This window comes from Pseudomonas sp. FSL W5-0203 (assembly GCF_001896155.1).
Classification (GTDB): Bacteria; Pseudomonadota; Gammaproteobacteria; order Pseudomonadales; family Pseudomonadaceae; genus Aquipseudomonas; species Aquipseudomonas paracarnis.
Window position 1 is genome coordinate 1 of the sequence record NZ_MPOR01000067.1, and the last position, 15,597, is coordinate 15,597.

Below are 15,597 nucleotides of genomic sequence, written 5' to 3' on the forward strand. Positions count from 1 at the left end.
CCTTCCAGACTGACGGCAAGTTCATCGACCTGGATGCGCTCGTGGCGGGACTGGAGCTGGGCTGACGGAAATTTCTGGGATTCCGGCGTACAACCCCGTAAAATAGAAGAGTGAGCACTTGATTTGCTGGTGCTTTCAAACAACGGTGTTGTTTTTTTAACAGCCGAACTGGAAAGGGAGGCTGAGCTGCTCAGTGATCACTTTATCCGTTGGCTGATTTACGCCGGCATGTTCGCTACAGGCACTGAACGACAACGCAGATGGTATGGTCTGTGCGTTCTGACTCGTCAAGGATCGGCCAATGGATCGTTTGTCTAATTTGCTCTCGCGGTTCGGCGTGCGGGCCAATCTGTTCTATGACGGCGACCTATGCGGCTCTGCATCTTACGATGGCGCCGAGCGGCGAGGTTATATCCATCTGCTTCAGGCCGGCAGCGTGACGTTGCTTGGTCCCGATCGCAAGGATTTGCAGCTCACTCGCCCTAGCTTGATTTTTATGCCACGCCCCGCCAAGCATCAATTGTTTGCGGGTGAGTCCGATGGCGCAAAGTTGTTGTGTGCTTCCATGGAGTTTGAGGGCGGAATTGATAATCCTTTGTCGGCTTCATTACCGGACTGTTTGGTGCTCGCACTCGATGATCTGCCCATGCTGGCAGACACGTTGGAGTGGATGTTTGCCGAGGCGGCAAATGTGCATTGTGGAAGGGAAGCCGCGCTTGAGCGCTTATTTGAGCTCCTAATCATTCTGTTGCTCCGTTACCTGCTCGATCATCACCAGTTGCGCACCGGAATGATGGCTGGACTGGCCGACATGCGGCTTGCCCGATCGCTTTTACAGATGCACAACTCCCCGGAACATGCCTGGTCAATAGCAGAGCTGGCCAGTGAGTCAAATATGTCACGCGCTGCGTATGCCGTGCATTTCAAGAGTGTCATCGGACAGACGCCTGCTGATTATTTGTTGAGTTGGCGAGTTAGCCTGGCTCAGAAGCTGATGCGAGAAGGGCGCTCGATTACGCTGATTGCAGCTCAAGTCGGCTACGAAAGTCCTTCGGCGCTGTCTCGCGCATTTAGACGCAAGACGGGGTTGAGCCCTCGTGACTGGTTGAAAGATCTGGCGGGGGAAAATGATGGCAAAAAGGCCTAAGGCATTACTGCCTTAAGCCATTGAAAAAATTATGCATTAATTTTACGTTTTTCCAGTTCAACCAGCGAATGGCCTGCCACAAATATCGAAACAGCAAGCAACCCTAAGTCTTTAAGCAGAAACTGACCTGGCGCAACGGAAATCGCCGGAAACCCTAAACTAGGCTCAATGACGCCCGGAGTGGAAAACATAAAGCTAAGGGTTGTGAAGAACAGGCCTGCAGACAGAGCGCCTCCTACCACGGATAGTTTGGGCGACAGCATGCGGCCTGCGATCAGAGTGCCGATCGAAATCTCTAGTATGCCGAGCAGGCTGGAGAACATGTCGACCGAAAAAATGCTATACACCCATCCCAAAAGCGGGCTGTTGCTCACCAGTGGAACCAGGCCCTCGGCCTCGTAGTGGGTAAATTTCATGCCGCCGAACCAGAAGTAAATAATAGCGAGAGCCAAGTACGCGCCATAGATACCTAGCCCCATAGTTTTGGTTCCAAGCGTTAAGTGGGCCTGTACGCTGGACTTCGAGTTTTCAATGCCTATGGTTTTCATGTCTGAGCTTCCAGTAGTGAGTGAGAGTGTGTTGGCTGCCGAACGCCGTATGCGTTGGCGATGAGATGATTATGGCTGGCATCTCTAATCAAGAGGCATCAGAAAGTATTGATTTCAGTGCAGATCGTCTTGGGCGGTGCAATTCGCGATGAAGGGATCGCCGTGGAGAGCGATGAGTGCACTATTTCGATAAAGGAGTCGTTTTACATAGGTCGATGAAGCGCGTTGCGGCATCGCCTACTGTCATTTCTCAAATCTGACTATGGGGCTTGGGGCGAAGGGCGGCACTGACTAGGCTTAGAACAGCTACCAACTAGCCGCGCGGCCGCGATGCACAAAGAATGGTAACTGAGCCGTGAGTGCGGTGGGCGCCCGCATTTATTTCCAAACCCTACAGATACATCGATCTTCGACTTCAACCGGGCAGATAGCTGTTGCAGCAAGCCTATCAATCGACTTTGACGTGTTAAAGAGGATAGGTTTTCCAGGGTTGGGGAACAGCATGCCCTGCAGAACGACACACGTCACTTTTGTTAAATTAATAAGCTAGCTACCTATTGGGCATAACCTTGCAATTTGCTTCAATTTACGCACATGCACCTGCGACCTCAAAATGCAACGTAAGCCCCGAATATCTCCATTATTGTCGCCGCCAGCCTTAGTTACAGCTGCTATGATGAATGAGATCGAAAACTGAAATCCCCCACTAGAATTGTTGACTGGAGTCAAAATGAATAAAAAGCGGCCGGTTAATCTTGATATTCGAACCATTCAGCTTCCTCTCACGGCGCTTACATCGATTCTGCACCGGATTTCAGGAATTATGCTCTTTATTTTTCTGGGACTGATACTGTATATGCTGAGCAAATCGTTGGAGTCAGAAAAGGGTTTTAATGAAGTCAAGGAGATTTTTTCTTCACCTTTCGGCAAAGTTAGTTTCTGGTTGGTATACTCTTCATTTATTTATCATCTCGTAGCCGGAATTCGACACCTAGTTATGGATGTGGGTGTTGGTCATACTTTGAAAGGCAGCAATCGCGCCTCTACTATTGTTTTAGTAGTGTCGGGTGTTTTAATGGTTGCTGGCGCCGTATGGATTTGGTAGCTGTGGAGTCGTAATGCGTATTTACAAGGACTAAAAGCGTCCTTTAAAGCTAACTTACGAAAGTATTTATAATCGACGGTTCACGCTTAAACGGTTGAATCCTTTCGGGCTTCCGAATAGCTGTTAGCTGAAAGCTATCATGAGCTAAGTTTTCTGTGCATCATCAAATGTGTTAATGGGAGCGCCATAGTACTAGGTACAAATATGGCTCTAGGACAATGTTAGATGTTTTGGATTTTGAGGCGGATCGCTCTTATCGAAGATCGTCTAATTCGCTCTGAAGCGCAGGTTTTTTGAAACTATCACCTGGTTGGCACACTGTGCGAATCAACATCAGATATGAGAAAGCCAATCAGGTGAACACTACCCTCGAGGGCTCATCTGTCCAGTTAAAGCCTCGAGTCTTTCTGGGTGCGCAAAAGACAAGAAGGTTATATGGGAAAATTATGAGGCCTGGATACCATGCGTCATGGGCGTGCCGATGCTGTGAGTGACAGAGCGAGAAGCAAGTGAAAGTCCCTGAAGTAGGGGCGGGATGCGCCCGAGTGGCATTTTTTGTCTTAAGGTAGATCGCGTAGCTGTTCTTCAGAATAATCTTCAGAGCGTTGACGACAGCCATCGCTGTGCATTCCTCAAGAATAGAATGTGTCGGAAGGGTGGCGTCATTGGTGTTAGTCATCGCTTAGGATTTCTCAATCTGGCTTACACGGGCGCCTGTACCGATATCCCCGCGGATGGCGACGTATCGATGTTGAATTCCTCGCCAGACGAAGTGCAATGAGCTGCGGCTATAGGCTTGCGCAGCCTTAGATAGCCGGCCGTCGCAGGCGCGCCGGTTGGCCGGGATCTTCTTCTGCCCGTCAGGTGTCCGGTCGGAACTCCAGCACGAACGCTACGACCTTTTCGGCGGACATTTCGCACGGCTTCAACAATGTCCTATCTGATGTAACGCGGAAGAGGTTGAAGCTGACAATGTCAGTCCCGTCCAACTCCCTGGCGAACAGACTGTTGCGACGTCCGTCCCCAGATCGCCGGACGATCAAGCTGAAACGCCGGCCTTCATAAGTCCCTTCTCTGTATCCCTCCGCAAGCTTCGCGAAAGCGGCATCGAACTCGGAATGCTCCATGTCATCCATCCTTATTGATAGAACAGAGGCGCGGCGGGTGCGAGACCGCCAGTGCCGGGTCGCGCTAAGGTGCCGGGCAGATTCCTGCAGCCGACGAGGCCCGGGGTGGGCAGGATAATTGAGATGTCGGCGCCCGCATGGCTATCAGCGAAGTCGTCCGTCCAGTCTGCTAGGCAACGTCCACGCCTTTCCAGAAAGCGATGTAATCCCGGATACCCTCGGCATCCGGAGTGGGGGCGGGATAGGTCCAAGCGGCGTTCACGTTGAGCGCGTCACCCGCGCGAACATGAAAGAAGCGCGCGGCGCCTTTGATCGGACAGACAGATGTGTGCGGGCTCATCTCAAGCAGGCTCAGGTCGACTCCTGACGGTGGGAAGTAGTGATTTCCCTCGACGATGACTGTTTCGTCGCTTGTGGCGATAGTAGTGTCTTTCCAGATGGCTGAGACCAACGGACTCTCCTTTTGTATTCATCAACCGGCGAAGGCTCGCGGGCTGGCTGCCCCAAGCCGCACCTCCTCAGGTGGCAGGCGGGTTGCGCCCGAGAAGTTTGTCGAGCTCGCCTCTGACATCGAGCGCGAATAGCTCATCGGAGCCACCGATAAGGGTGCCATTGATGAAGATCTGCGGCACGGAGCTTCGCCCCGACGCTTCCGCCATGGCCTGCCGGTGAGCCGGATCCGCCTCAATATCGAGCTCCTTCCATCGCACGCCCTTTTCCTTGAGGAGCGCCTTCGCTCGGCGGCAGAACGGGCACCAATTCGTGGTGTACAGCAATACATCAGTTGTCATATTGCATCTCCGGCAGTTGCACGCGGATCGCTGTCATGGCGTTGATCTCCAATTCGCGGCGTTCAAAGATGGCGACTGCACCTTGGCCGACATCGGAGCAGATGCTGACGATTGGCCGCTATCCAGGCGACATGGCCCAAAGTGCTTTCACCGCCAGGCAGAGGCCGCACGCGCCTCCTGTAGCGCCGAGCCGATGCTCTAAGGTAACCGAGCCTCGATTGGGACGGAAGCGGTCCCGCTCGAATCGCCCATCATGCTGGTCGAGCATATCAGGACGACGGATAGTGCAGGAACTTTCAAATTGAGCTTGATGTCGAGCCAGGTATCGCGAGCGAAGGCGTTCTAGAGGCCGGGGGGTACGAAGACTGTGTTCGGCAAAACGGTTCACGTTGATCGCCAAAGCTTCCCAGGGCGCACGTCTACGATCGGCGCGACGTGAGATAGCTCGCGCCGCTAGCCCCCGTAGCGCTCCGTCTTGATGATGGAGGCGTCCAAGCCCGCCAGCAGCGCGCTATCGGTTGCGATGTTGACGAATCCGTTAGACCCGCAGACGAACACTTGCGTCGGCTTTCCCTGAAGCCTGGTTAGAATTTCTTGGACCATCATGCCGTCGATCCGTCGCGCAAAGTCCGATGCGCGAACCGGTTTCTCGCGCGTAATCGCGAGCGCCAGGACGAACGCCGGATCGCTGATTTCGATGCAATGAAGTTCTTCTGAGAAGAGAACGTCCTCGGCGGTTCGTGCGGACAGGAGCAACGCTGTCGGAACGGCTTGGGCCAATGCGCGGCGCTGCCGGATCATTGCCATCAACGGCACGAGGCCGGAGCCTCCCCCGATCAACAGAACCGGATCTATGGCAGGCTCAGGCCAAAGGAAATGGCCACCGAGCGGACCGCGAACTTCGATTTCGTCACCAATCGCCGCGATGTCGTGAAAAAACGGCGAAACTTCGGCATCCGGCATGCGCTCGATAGCTATCTCGACGATCGGGGTCGAAACTGCCGATGACGCGATCGAGTAGCTGCGCATTGCACTGTAGCCGTCGGGCGCGGTCAGCCGGATATCGACGTGCTGACCTGCGGTGTGCGCGAACGGCTTGCTCAACCGAAGGAAGAAGCTCTTGATACTCGGTGTTTGCTGGATGATGTCGTCGATCACGCATGATTGCCACGAACGGACTTGCGCTTCGTTTTCAGTCATGGGTGTATCGTTGTTCGCGCCACGGATCGCCGTAGATGTGATAGCCGTGCAGCTCCCAAAAGCCGGCCTCGTCACGCGTCGTGAATTGCAGCGCATTCACCCATTTGGCGGATTTCCAGAAGTAAAGGTGCGGCACTAGAAGACGCGCCGGCCCCCCATGATCGCGGGAAAGTGGCTTGCCCGCATAACTGAGGGCGACCATCGCTTTCCCGGAAAGCAGATCCGTCAGAGGGACGTTTGTCGAATAATTATCGTAGCAGTGCGCCAAGACGAAATCGGTAGGCCGATCAAGCTCTGCATCTGCAAGGATGTCTTCAATGAGTACACCCTCCCAAACGGTATCCAGTTTGGACCAAGAGGTGACGCAGTGAATATCCTTTGTCACCTGGGTCTTTGGTAGAGTGTTGAATTCGCCCCAATTCCACGTTTTGACGGGCTTCGGACCAATTTTGACTGTGAATTTCCAGTCGGAGGGCTCTACCCTCGGCGTAGGGCCGGCCGACAGAACAGGGAAATCCTCCACCAGATGCTGACCTGGCGGAATCCGATCGGACTGGTCGCCTGAACCGCGACCGGTGAAACCTCTGGTGACCATAGTGACCCCTCTTGCTCGATACGGCAGACCGAAGCCGGCCTTCATTTCAGTACTCTGCGTAAAGCATTTGCCCGCACATCCGCCGAATAAGCCAATCGACTAAAAATCAGATACAGATGCTCTATCATCGTAAAAAATCGCGTATCGAACATAGCGTCAGGCCAGCATGATTCCCAATACCCAATGGCTATAGGGTAGATAACCCCAAGGCTGCGTACGCTGATCTGCGGTATGCGGAGCGGAAGTTGCAGGTTCGCTCTCAAACGGATGGGCAGCGTGCAAAGCTCAAGGCTCACCAGCGCATGGTTGCCCAGTTCGCGCTCGCCGGCAGCTTGAGTATATTAAGGACGAAATGTCGATCTGATCTATTCTGGCTTCAGGAAATAGGGAAAATAAGGTCGGACGTTCGCGCACCGTCGCGACGCGCGATCATCCACTAAGCTTCTGTATCGGGGTTGGAGGATCAGATGAACGAGATCGAACGACAAGCGCCTGAGCTGCGGGTGCAAAAATGGATTGGCAAAGATGGGGAAAGTATCGCGCCGTTCAAACTGTCAGATATCGGGCCCGGCCCGAAAATCTTGTTTGCCTTCCAGCATTGGTGCCAAGGTTGCCATTTGCATGGGTTTCCGACGCTACAAAAGTTGCATGCAGCGTTGAGCTCAAAAGACGTGGGGTTCGCAGTGATCCAGACCGTCTTCGAAGGAACGCATGAGAATACCTTCGAGAAGTTGCGCGTGAACCAGCTCAAGTATGAGCTTCCTATCGTTTTCGGTCACGACGAGCAACCGACCGGCTCGCCGTTTCCAACCTTCATGGAAGACTACCGCACACGAGGAACTCCGTGGTTTACGGTTATCGACGCTGGCGGTAGCATTGTTTTCTCGGACTTCCATCTCGACGCGGAGCGACTAGTGAAGCAACTTGAGCAAGGTTAATCGTTGGAAGGTGGGCAATCATCCTGATTGCCACCCATCCCCTGATGCCCACTACAGGCGTTGCGCGCTGTAACTCTGTTGATCAGCGTGCGAAAACCCGGATCCGGATAGGAGGAGCGTCAACGATTGAATCAATCCGCTGGGAGAGGGCGGCTCCGCTCCGTCAGCTCGGCAATAGATAACCCATTCTCGCCGAGCAACTCTCTGATCCGATCGACGATATGAGCCCCTAGCGCCGCTGTCTTGGTCCCCCCCACAGATTCCCAAGATGCGAGTTCACACGCCGATACCTCGTGGTCAGCGCCGAAGTGCTTCTGTCGGTATGTCACCGCCGCCCTTCAATGATAAAGGCGCGGTAACGGGAACCGGCAAAGCGTTGAGCAGCGATGGTTTGGTAGGCGGGACTGTCATACCAGTCGCGAGCGGCCTGCATCGTCGGGAAACGCAAGATTACGGCCCCTTCGATGGGCGGCCCCTCCAAATGCTGGATCGCGCCATAAGCGGCGAGAAAGGTAACGTCGTGACCATCGAACGATGGTCCGACGCCTGCAGAATAGGTTGCGAGTGCATGTGGGTCGCTGGTTTCTTCCCGCGTAAAGACGACGAACGCTTCCATCATTAGGCCTCTCAAAGGTTGGATCTGTTGGCCATTACCACCGGTGATGGCCTCACAGTCGTCAGGCTGGCAACTGGAACCCGATTTTCATGAGTGCCTCGACGCACGCATCCTGATCCTGCTGATAGTTGCCTCCGGAGATGCCTATGCCGCCGATCAACTTCCCATCCTCCAGAATCGGATAACCGCCGCCGACAGCGACCATCCGAGGGCGATAGGCTAGCGGCGCCACTTTTGGATCGTTGGTCACATAGTCGTTCCAGACATGGGTCGGGAACCCAAACGAGGCGGAACTCCAGGCCTTGTCGATGGCAACATCGACGGTAAGGAACGGCGCATCGTCGGTGCGCTCGAACGCGCGCAGGTTACCGGTGGCGTCGACGACGGCGACGGCAGCCGGGATGCCGATGGCACGGGCCGCAGCGAGCGCCGCGTCGATGAGGGCGACTGCGGTTTCGCGGTTGATCGAGGCGGTGGCAATAGATTTGGTCATGGGATTCTCATCGCTGGGGCATAACCCGTTCGGCTTTTTGAGGTTGGACAAGATGTTTGGCGATCGCGGTCGTTAGAAGCCTTCGAGGACGATCTTGCCTTTAGCCGCGCCACTTTCGATCAGTGCATGCACCGTCTTCAGATTGGCGGCATTGATCGGCGACAGTCGCCGGGTCAGCGTCGTGCGGATTTTGCCGTCGTCAACCAGCGCTGCCATCGCATCCAGAATCTCGCCCTGCTCATTCATGTCGGGCGTGCCGTAGATCGACCGCGTGAACATCAGCTCGTGGTGGATCGACACCGCCTTGCGCTTGAAAACCATGATATCGAATGCCTTGGGATCGTCGATCAGTCCGAACCGTCCTTGTGGGGCGATCAGTTCGGCGATGTCGGCGACATGTTGCTCGGTATGTGTGGTCGAAAAGACGAAAGCGGGAGCACCGATGCCGAGTTCGGCGATCTGTGGCGCGAGCGGACGAGAATGGTCGATGACGTGGTGAGCTCCAAGCCCTCTTACCCACTCTTGGGTTTCCGGTCGAGAGGCTGTGGCGATGACGGTGAGGTCCGTGCGCTGTCGCGCGATCTGGACGGCGATCGACCCAACCCCGCCCGCGCCACCGATGATGAGGATCGCCTCCGCCGCACCGGGTACGGGCTTCGCCACGTCCAGGCGGTCGAACATCGCCTCCCAGGCCGTCAACGTCGTCAGCGGCAGCGCCGCCGCTTCCGCCCAGGAGAGCGACGCAGGTTTGTGACCGACAATCCGGGCGTCGACGAGATGGAACTCCGCATTGGTACCGGGCCGTGTGATCGATCCGGCATAATAGACCTCGTCGCCTAACTCGAACTGCGTGACGTCGGGGCCGACCTCGCGCACAATCCCGGCGGCATCCCATCCCAGCACCTTCCAATCGCCATCTGCCGGCGGCGTGCTGTTGCGGACCTTGTAGTCGACCGGGTTGACCGAGACGGCCTTCACCTCAACCAGGATATCGTATCCTGCAGCGACAGGCCGAGGCAGATTGATGTCGACCAGCGCGGCATCCGCGGCGATGGGTCCCGGAACCTTGTAACCAATGGCTTTCATAAATGTCTCCAGCTTGCTTGATCGGATGACGCGAATGCTCGTTAGTCAACTTCTTCTACATTGAGGTCCCGACTCTTGAACTGGGTCGCGGTAGCAGATTTCATCGAACACGTCGATCAACAGGCCCTTATGCTCGGTCGCCGGATCGGTGATCGCGTAGAGGGTGGAGGCGTTATCGCCATCATCACCGCTTCCGAGGCGAAACGCCGCGTCGACGCAGATGCCGCACGGACCGATGGTTGATCCTGGCTCGAGATCGACGAGATTGCTGTCCTTGACGCGCTATTCGCGGTCTTAGCCCTTGGCGATGAAGGACTGAACTGCTTGTAGAGCGTCGGTCAGCTGCTATGTCATGGACGCACCTTCATCTTGAGTTGGATTGGACAAGCTTCCGTATAAGGCCCGCTGTAACCGTCAGATGACGGCGAAGAAAACGATGGGCAGTATTCACAGCCACTTAGCCTTCTTGAAGCGCACAAATAGGAAAACGCACGATATCGCTATCACTCCGAGCACGACAAAGTATCCGTAGGCCGTGTCCAGCTCCGGCATGTGCTTAAAGTTCATGCCGTATATTCCAGCGATCGCCGTCGGGACTGCCAGTATTGCCGCCCAAGCCGCCAGCTGGCGGGTGATCACCCCCGTCCTTTGCGCTTCAAGAAGGCTGCTGGCCTCAAAGACCGTGGACAGGACAAGCAGGAGGCCGTCGACCATGGACTGCACGCGGTGGACATGGTCCGCGACGTCGTGGAAATATGGTGTCATTTCGGCGCTGATGCAGGGAAAGTGGCCGCGAACGAGCTTTCGCACCAGCTCGGCCATAGCCCCGAGCGTGCGCTGGAACCGCGTGAGTTCGGACCTTAGTTCGAAGATTCGCGCCACCTCTTCTGGCCCGAGGAAATCGTGCAGCGACCGTCGCTCCATCGCCAGGACGTCGTCCTCGATCATTTCGAAGATGGGCAGATACTGGTCGACCACGCGATGCAAGATCGCGTGCAGCACATAGTCGACACCCTTGCCGAACTGCGTCGGCGATGCCTCGAGTTGCTCCCGAAGTTTGCCCAGCGCTCCGGCATTGCCGTGCCGCACGGTGATAAGGTGATTGTGACCGGTGAAGATCGCCATCTTGCCGTAGCTGATCCGGTCGCCGACCAGCTCGGCGGTCTGCGCGACGACGTACAACTCATCGTTGTAGACCTCGAGCTTGGGCGGGCACAGCGGGTGCATCGCGTTGTCGATCGCCAACGGATGAAGATTATATGTCCTTTGGATCGCGAGTAGTTCCTCGGGGGTGGGTTCGCTAAGCGCGATCCAGCAGAAGCCCGAGCGACTCTCGCCCAACTTGACGTGCTCATCGAGCGCGATTTCGCGAACTCGCTTGCCTTCGTTGTAATAATAGGCGGCGATGATGCTCATGCTGGCCTCGCGGGAATGTGGAGGCCACGCTGGACGGCCGGTCGAGCCAGCCCGCGTCCAAGCCATGCGCGGACGTTCGAAAAGCTGCTGAGGCCAAGGATGTCACCCGCAGCGTAGAATTCCACCAGCGCATTCACCCAGCCGAGCGTCGCGATGTCCGCGATCGAATAGTCGTCGACGATCCAGTCGCGGCCTTCCAGCCGGCGATCCAGAATCCCCAGCAGACGCGTGGATTCGTCGATAAAGCGCTGTTGCGGCCGCTTGTCCTCATAGTCCTTGCCGCCAAATCGCAGGAAGAAGCCGAGCTGACCGAACATCGGCCCGATGGCCGACATCTGAAAGAACACCCACGCTAGGGTCTCGTAACGCTGGCCTGGTTCGGTGGAGATGAACTGACCCGTCTTGTCGGCCAGATAGAGGAGGATCGCACCGGATTCCCATAAGGCGATGGGTCTACCGTCAGGGCCAGCCGGATCGATGATCGCCGGTATGCGTCCGTTCGGGTTCAGCGACACGAACGCCGGATCCTTCGACTCGTTGTTCGAGATGTCGATCAGGTGGGGCTCGTACGCCAGGCCAGTCTCCTCAAGCATGATCGAGACCTTGACGCCATTGGGCGTAGGGGCTGCGTAGAGTTGCAGGCGATCGGGATGAGATGCCGGCCAGCGCTGCGTGATCGGAAAGGACGAGAGGTCTGGCATAAATCTGCGATCCTGGTGTTGCGATGGCGACTGACTGGAACGAGCCGTCACTCTGAAGTAGGGTTCGATGACCGCGTCGCTGAACGACGCGGTCACGAAGATTGCGGACCGGATCGGCGCAGTGGCAACGGCAGTGAAGCCTATTCCGCCGCGGTCCCGGCCGCTGGCTGTACGTCGTCAACCTTTTGGCGCTTCGGAAGCACCCAGCCGGGACGGACGAAGTGGCAGGTGTAGCCGCCCGGGCGCTTCTCCAGATAATCCTGGTGATCGGGCTCGGCCTCCCAGAACTCGCCGACCGGCTGGACCTCGGTCACCACTTTGCCATCCCACAGCCCCGAGGCATCCACATCGGCGATCGTATCCTCGGCGACGCGCTTCTGCTCCTCGTCGACATAATAGATGCCCGACCGGTAGGAGAGCCCACGATCATTGCCCTGGCGGTTCAGCGTCGTCGGATCGTGGATCTGGAAGAAGAATTCCAGGATGTTCCGGTAGCTCGTCACTGTCGGGTCGAAGACAATCTCGATCCCCTCGGCATGCGTGCCGTGATTACGATACGTGGCGTTCGGAATATCGCCGCCCGTGTAACCCACACGGGTCGAGATGATGCCGGGCCGCTTGCGGATCAGATCCTGCATGCCCCAGAAACATCCTCCTGCGAGAACAGCGCGCTGATGCATGTTAAGCCTCCTCTACTTGATCGAGATATTCACCGTATCCCTCGGACTCCATCTCGTCGCGCGGGATGAAGCGAAGGGACGCTGAGTTGATGCAGTACCGCAGACCGCCGCGGTCGGAAGGACCATCGGGGAACACATGGCCGAGATGACTGTCTGCGTGTACTGACCTGACCTCCGTCCGGACCATGCCGTGTGCGCTGTCCCGCACCTCGTTCACGTTTGCCGAAACGATCGGCTTGGTGAAGCTGGGCCAGCCAGTACCCGAATCGAACTTGTCCGTCGAAGCGAACAGTGGCTCTCCCGACACTATGTCGACGTAGATGCCAGGCTCCTTGTTGTCGTTGTACTCGCCCGTGAAGGGCCTTTCGGTGCCCGCCTCCTGGGTAATTCGGTGTTGCTCGGGAGTCAGGTGGTCGATTGCTGTCTGTGACTTTTCAAACTTCATTACAGTCTCCAATACTTATCTAGAGGGCCAGGCACGCTACCGCTAATTTTTTATGTCTCCTGATTTGCTCCTACAATGGTAGTGGGATGGCAAACGAGGTTTTACTAAGTGTTGGAAAATTAGAGATTTAAATTTCGCGTCTATTAGTTCTAGCGCAACTGAGTGGTTAAGCAAGTACGTAATCAGTAAATATTAAAAAAATAACACAAAAGCACGATTATATAATACAGTGTCAGTGTTTTATGATAATCAACAACGCCTGTCAAGGCAATCGCATGAAGCTCACCTGAGACCTAATAGTTCAGCCCGATAATCATCAGAGGTTGCAGCAATCAGCCTTCGTGCCTTGATGCCACCCTTGCGCTTGACCGGATCCAACCGGATCAAATTCAATGTAAGTTGCTTGAGAACGGCCATGTTGTGGGCAGCATGCCCGGTTCGGATCCGCATCTGATCGTCACCAAAAATGACATCCATGCACCAGTGGACGCGGTTCTCCACGCCCCAGTGCGCCCTGATGGCATGTGCGATGCGCTCTGCATCCGGAGCAAGACTGCTGATGTAGTAACGGCGCTCCAGGCTGGTCTGGTTGCCCACAGTCCGCTCGGACTCCAGCATCACGAAAGTGCGCAGTCCTGGCCAGCGTTCTGGCTGTGGCAGGCACTGGAGTTGGTCGAAAACATGGCAGCGACGAACCTCCAGCCGGCCATGGTCCTTCTCGACATGCTCGAAGTGCGCATGGGGTACCCGGGCAGGATCGCCGTCCAAAAAGGTGTCAGCGAAGTCATCGATCGCTTCGGCCAGCTTCGGCTGGTTTCCCTTGATGGCCAGCAGATAGTGCGCCCCGCGATCGAGAATGGCCTGTGCAATGTCCGGCTGGGTACCCATGGCATCGATCGTCACGGTGCAGCCCTCAAGCGCCAGTGTGGCCAGCAGCTCAGGAATGGCGGTCTTCTCGTTGGACTTCTGGGAGGTCGCCCTCTGCCCGAGAATCAGCCCTGAATCAGCCGCAAAAGCGCTGACCAGGTGCAACGGGGCCGTGTTTTTCTTGCCGGAGCGGCGACTGGTCTTGCCGTCTAGGGCAACCACTTGCGGAGAAAGGGCCGGTAGGATCGCCGCAACCCAACAGCGGAAGGCCTGCTCGAACTCCTCTGGATCGATCAGGCTGAATAGCCGTCCAAAGGTGTCGTGTGAGGGAATGCCGTGGGGTAGTTTCAGAATACGGCGGAACCAGTCCAGCCGCTGCTCAGCCCAGAGTTCGATTTCGATGAAGGTGTCAGCGCCGGCAAGCACGCCGCAGATAGCCACGACCAGTGTTTCGACCAGGTCGTGACGAATCTTGCCCTGCTGACGGGGATCATTGATGGCGACCAGAACATCGGAGATTGGTATGTGATGCGACATTGCAGGGCATCCTGAGTAGAGAGGCGCTCAGGATGCCCGCTGGGAAAGGACTCATTCAAATCGGCAGGCGTTCATGCGATTGCCCTGCAACGCCTGTTTAGATGCTGGTAGATGCGAATTTTTTGGCGTACAGTCAAAATTTTCTGATGGTTGCTTAGTGTGTTGGCGCTGATGGAAAATTGACCCACCCTGCCGATTGAAATTTGACCCAGGGCGGATTGCTGATTTTGTTACCAGCAACTGTGGATAAGTCTACCAGCGCAGCTGCTGTTGCCCCCACTCCTTCGCTAGCCCAGTTCAGTTGTTTAAGACCTGCCACACGCAGCCATGTAGCAGGCCGTCGTCGCCATGAAATCAGAACGGCTCATCGTCCTCCGGTTCCTGGCCGCCCTTACGCTTTCGCTCCCGTGATTTGATCTTGGCCTGGGCCGCCAAGCTACTGTGTTGCAGGCGATAGGACTCGTTACCGGTTTCGACGATGTGGCAGTGGTGGGTCAGCCGATCCAGCAGGGCGGTGGTCATCTTGGCGTCGCCGAACACGCTCGACCATTCGGCGAAGCTCAGGTTGGTGGTGATCACCACGCTGGTGTGTTCGTACAGCTTGGATAGCAGGTGAAACAGCAACGCACCGCCGGCCTGGCTGAAGGGCAGATAACCCAGTTCGTCGAGGATGACCAGATCCATGCGCAGCAGAGCTTGGGCGATCCGCCCGGCTTTGCCGTCGTGCTTTTCGCGCTCCAGCAGATTGACCAGATCGACCGTGGAGTAGAAGCGCACGCGCTTGCCGTGCCGGGTGATGCCGGACACGGCCAGCGCAGTGGCCAGGTGGGTTTTACCGGTGCCAGGCCCACCGATCAGCACCACGTTCTGCGCGGTGTCGGTAAAGGCCAGACTGGCCAGTTCGCTGATCAAACGAGCGTCTGCGCTGGAGGCGCTGAAGTCGAAGCCGGCCAGGTCGCGGTGCATCGGCAGCTTGGCCATGTTCATCTGGTGGCTCACCGAGCGCATGGCGCGATCTGTGTGCTCTTGTTCCAGCAGGTGTTCGAGCAGCCACTTGGACGAGGCTGTGTTCGACTCACCCTGCGCAGTCAACTCCGCCCAGGCCGTGGCCATGCCGTGCAGGCGCAGCTCCTTGAGTTCCGCCATCAAATCACGCATGACCGATCTCCTCGGTCTGGCCACGCAGGCGGTCGTAGCGCGCCGTGTTAGGGGTTTGGGGAGCAATGGAACCAAAAACCAACGTAAGCCTTACCACCTCCGCTCAGAGCCCTCTTCCCAGGCATCCGCCTCGATAAAACAATTGCG

19 protein-coding genes are annotated in these 15,597 nt (G+C 56.4%); 4 read left to right on the plus strand and 15 right to left on the minus strand.

Annotated elements, in window-relative coordinates; translation table 11 throughout:
• The first annotated feature begins 301 nt into the window (after positions 1–301).
• Positions 302–1,147 carry an AraC family transcriptional regulator gene (locus BOP96_RS28340; RefSeq protein ID WP_003464995.1) on the plus strand — a complete coding sequence of 282 codons (846 nt, stop codon included), beginning with the start codon at positions 302–304 and terminating at the stop codon, positions 1,145–1,147.
• Positions 1,148–1,176: 29 nt separating this feature from the next.
• Here BOP96_RS28340 and BOP96_RS28345 read toward each other — a convergent pair whose 3' ends face one another.
• Entirely contained in the window at positions 1,177–1,695 is a 519-nt protein-coding gene (locus BOP96_RS28345; RefSeq protein ID WP_003464991.1) for a YkgB family protein, read from the minus strand.
• A gap of 730 nt (positions 1,696–2,425) precedes the next feature.
• Here BOP96_RS28345 and sdhC point away from each other — a divergent pair.
• A complete protein-coding gene (gene sdhC / locus BOP96_RS28350) occupies positions 2,426–2,800 on the plus strand; it encodes a succinate dehydrogenase, cytochrome b556 subunit (RefSeq protein ID WP_005005993.1) in 375 nt (124 codons plus the stop codon).
• 860 nt (positions 2,801–3,660) lie between these two features.
• On the opposite strand, the gene BOP96_RS28360 is transcribed toward sdhC, so the two are convergent.
• From BOP96_RS28360 to BOP96_RS28380, 5 genes are all read right to left on the minus strand, one after another.
• Entirely contained in the window at positions 3,661–3,927 is a 267-nt protein-coding gene (locus BOP96_RS28360; RefSeq protein WP_003464988.1) for a hypothetical protein, read from the minus strand.
• A gap of 169 nt (positions 3,928–4,096) precedes the next feature.
• Positions 4,097–4,378, minus strand: coding sequence for a DUF427 domain-containing protein (locus BOP96_RS28365; RefSeq protein ID WP_003464986.1), 282 nt, complete (start codon positions 4,376–4,378; stop codon positions 4,097–4,099).
• Between the two features lie 67 nt (positions 4,379–4,445).
• Positions 4,446–4,718, minus strand: a complete 273-nt coding sequence (grxC, locus tag BOP96_RS28370) for a glutaredoxin 3 (protein ID WP_005005995.1) — start codon at positions 4,716–4,718, stop codon at positions 4,446–4,448.
• 453 nt (positions 4,719–5,171) lie between these two features.
• Positions 5,172–5,918, minus strand: coding sequence for a ferredoxin reductase (locus tag BOP96_RS28375; protein WP_002118292.1), 747 nt, complete (start codon positions 5,916–5,918; stop codon positions 5,172–5,174).
• Entirely contained in the window at positions 5,911–6,558 is a 648-nt protein-coding gene (locus BOP96_RS28380) for a sulfite oxidase-like oxidoreductase (RefSeq protein WP_002118288.1), read from the minus strand. Before BOP96_RS28380 ends, BOP96_RS28375 begins: the two co-directional genes overlap by 8 nt.
• Before the next feature lie 422 nt (positions 6,559–6,980).
• Here BOP96_RS28380 and BOP96_RS28385 point away from each other — a divergent pair, with 422 nt between their 5' ends.
• Positions 6,981–7,451: a TlpA family protein disulfide reductase gene (locus tag BOP96_RS28385; RefSeq protein ID WP_003464979.1), complete on the plus strand. Its 471-nt coding sequence runs from the start codon at positions 6,981–6,983 to the stop codon at positions 7,449–7,451.
• A gap of 325 nt (positions 7,452–7,776) precedes the next feature.
• Here BOP96_RS28385 and BOP96_RS28395 read toward each other — a convergent pair whose 3' ends face one another.
• From BOP96_RS28395 to BOP96_RS28405, 3 genes are all read right to left on the minus strand, one after another.
• Complete coding sequence (locus BOP96_RS28395) at positions 7,777–8,070, minus strand: DUF1330 domain-containing protein (RefSeq protein WP_010591688.1); 294 nt, start codon at positions 8,068–8,070, stop codon at positions 7,777–7,779.
• Between the two features lie 58 nt (positions 8,071–8,128).
• Positions 8,129–8,560: a GlcG/HbpS family heme-binding protein gene (locus BOP96_RS28400; protein WP_005006001.1), complete on the minus strand. Its 432-nt coding sequence runs from the start codon at positions 8,558–8,560 to the stop codon at positions 8,129–8,131.
• Between the two features lie 72 nt (positions 8,561–8,632).
• The gene (locus tag BOP96_RS28405; protein ID WP_002118279.1) at positions 8,633–9,646 is read right to left on the minus strand and encodes a zinc-binding alcohol dehydrogenase family protein; all 1,014 of its coding nucleotides are present in this window, start codon (positions 9,644–9,646) and stop codon (positions 8,633–8,635) included.
• 75 nt (positions 9,647–9,721) lie between these two features.
• Between BOP96_RS28405 and BOP96_RS30215 the strand changes: the two genes are divergently transcribed.
• Positions 9,722–9,889 (plus strand): hypothetical protein, encoded by a 168-nt coding sequence (locus BOP96_RS30215; RefSeq protein WP_016487060.1) that lies wholly within the window; start codon positions 9,722–9,724, stop codon positions 9,887–9,889.
• A gap of 204 nt (positions 9,890–10,093) precedes the next feature.
• On the opposite strand, the gene BOP96_RS28415 is transcribed toward BOP96_RS30215, so the two are convergent.
• From BOP96_RS28415 to istB, 6 genes are all read right to left on the minus strand, one after another.
• Positions 10,094–11,062: a magnesium and cobalt transport protein CorA gene (locus tag BOP96_RS28415; RefSeq protein ID WP_003464971.1), complete on the minus strand. Its 969-nt coding sequence runs from the start codon at positions 11,060–11,062 to the stop codon at positions 10,094–10,096.
• Positions 11,059–11,763, minus strand: coding sequence for a glutathione S-transferase N-terminal domain-containing protein (locus BOP96_RS28420; RefSeq protein ID WP_003464969.1), 705 nt, complete (start codon positions 11,761–11,763; stop codon positions 11,059–11,061). Before BOP96_RS28420 ends, BOP96_RS28415 begins: the two co-directional genes overlap by 4 nt.
• 140 nt (positions 11,764–11,903) lie before the next feature.
• A complete protein-coding gene (msrA, locus tag BOP96_RS28425; protein ID WP_003464967.1) occupies positions 11,904–12,443 on the minus strand; it encodes a peptide-methionine (S)-S-oxide reductase MsrA in 540 nt (179 codons plus the stop codon).
• Position 12,444: 1 nt separating this feature from the next.
• On the minus strand, positions 12,445–12,888 hold the full coding sequence (msrB, locus tag BOP96_RS28430) for a peptide-methionine (R)-S-oxide reductase MsrB (RefSeq protein WP_003464965.1): 444 nt from the start codon (positions 12,886–12,888) through the stop codon (positions 12,445–12,447).
• A gap of 282 nt (positions 12,889–13,170) precedes the next feature.
• A complete protein-coding gene (locus tag BOP96_RS28435) occupies positions 13,171–14,292 on the minus strand; it encodes an ISAs1-like element ISPa60 family transposase (protein WP_010455375.1) in 1,122 nt (373 codons plus the stop codon).
• Between the two features lie 354 nt (positions 14,293–14,646).
• On the minus strand, positions 14,647–15,450 hold the full coding sequence (gene istB / locus BOP96_RS28440) for an IS21-like element ISPst3 family helper ATPase IstB (RefSeq protein WP_010454871.1): 804 nt from the start codon (positions 15,448–15,450) through the stop codon (positions 14,647–14,649).
• Positions 15,451–15,597: the final 147 nt, after the last annotated feature.

Coding starts and splice junctions, on each gene's coding strand:
- BOP96_RS28340 (WP_003464995.1), top strand. CDS start 302: ATGGATCGTTTGTCTAATTTGCTCTCGCGGTTCGGCGTGCGGGCCAAT.
- BOP96_RS28345 (WP_003464991.1), bottom strand. CDS start 1,695: ATGAAAACCATAGGCATTGAAAACTCGAAGTCCAGCGTACAGGCCCAC.
- sdhC (WP_005005993.1), top strand. CDS start 2,426: ATGAATAAAAAGCGGCCGGTTAATCTTGATATTCGAACCATTCAGCTT.
- BOP96_RS28360 (WP_003464988.1), bottom strand. CDS start 3,927: ATGGAGCATTCCGAGTTCGATGCCGCTTTCGCGAAGCTTGCGGAGGGA.
- grxC (WP_005005995.1), bottom strand. CDS start 4,718: ATGACAACTGATGTATTGCTGTACACCACGAATTGGTGCCCGTTCTGC.
- BOP96_RS28375 (WP_002118292.1), bottom strand. CDS start 5,918: ATGACTGAAAACGAAGCGCAAGTCCGTTCGTGGCAATCATGCGTGATC.
- BOP96_RS28380 (WP_002118288.1), bottom strand. CDS start 6,558: ATGAAGGCCGGCTTCGGTCTGCCGTATCGAGCAAGAGGGGTCACTATG.
- BOP96_RS28385 (WP_003464979.1), top strand. CDS start 6,981: ATGAACGAGATCGAACGACAAGCGCCTGAGCTGCGGGTGCAAAAATGG.
- BOP96_RS28395 (WP_010591688.1), bottom strand. CDS start 8,070: ATGATGGAAGCGTTCGTCGTCTTTACGCGGGAAGAAACCAGCGACCCA.
- BOP96_RS28400 (WP_005006001.1), bottom strand. CDS start 8,560: ATGACCAAATCTATTGCCACCGCCTCGATCAACCGCGAAACCGCAGTC.
- BOP96_RS28405 (WP_002118279.1), bottom strand. CDS start 9,646: ATGAAAGCCATTGGTTACAAGGTTCCGGGACCCATCGCCGCGGATGCC.
- BOP96_RS28415 (WP_003464971.1), bottom strand. CDS start 11,062: ATGAGCATCATCGCCGCCTATTATTACAACGAAGGCAAGCGAGTTCGC.
- BOP96_RS28420 (WP_003464969.1), bottom strand. CDS start 11,763: ATGCCAGACCTCTCGTCCTTTCCGATCACGCAGCGCTGGCCGGCATCT.
- msrA (WP_003464967.1), bottom strand. CDS start 12,443: ATGCATCAGCGCGCTGTTCTCGCAGGAGGATGTTTCTGGGGCATGCAG.
- msrB (WP_003464965.1), bottom strand. CDS start 12,888: ATGAAGTTTGAAAAGTCACAGACAGCAATCGACCACCTGACTCCCGAG.
- BOP96_RS28435 (WP_010455375.1), bottom strand. CDS start 14,292: ATGTCGCATCACATACCAATCTCCGATGTTCTGGTCGCCATCAATGAT.
- istB (WP_010454871.1), bottom strand. CDS start 15,450: ATGCGTGATTTGATGGCGGAACTCAAGGAGCTGCGCCTGCACGGCATG.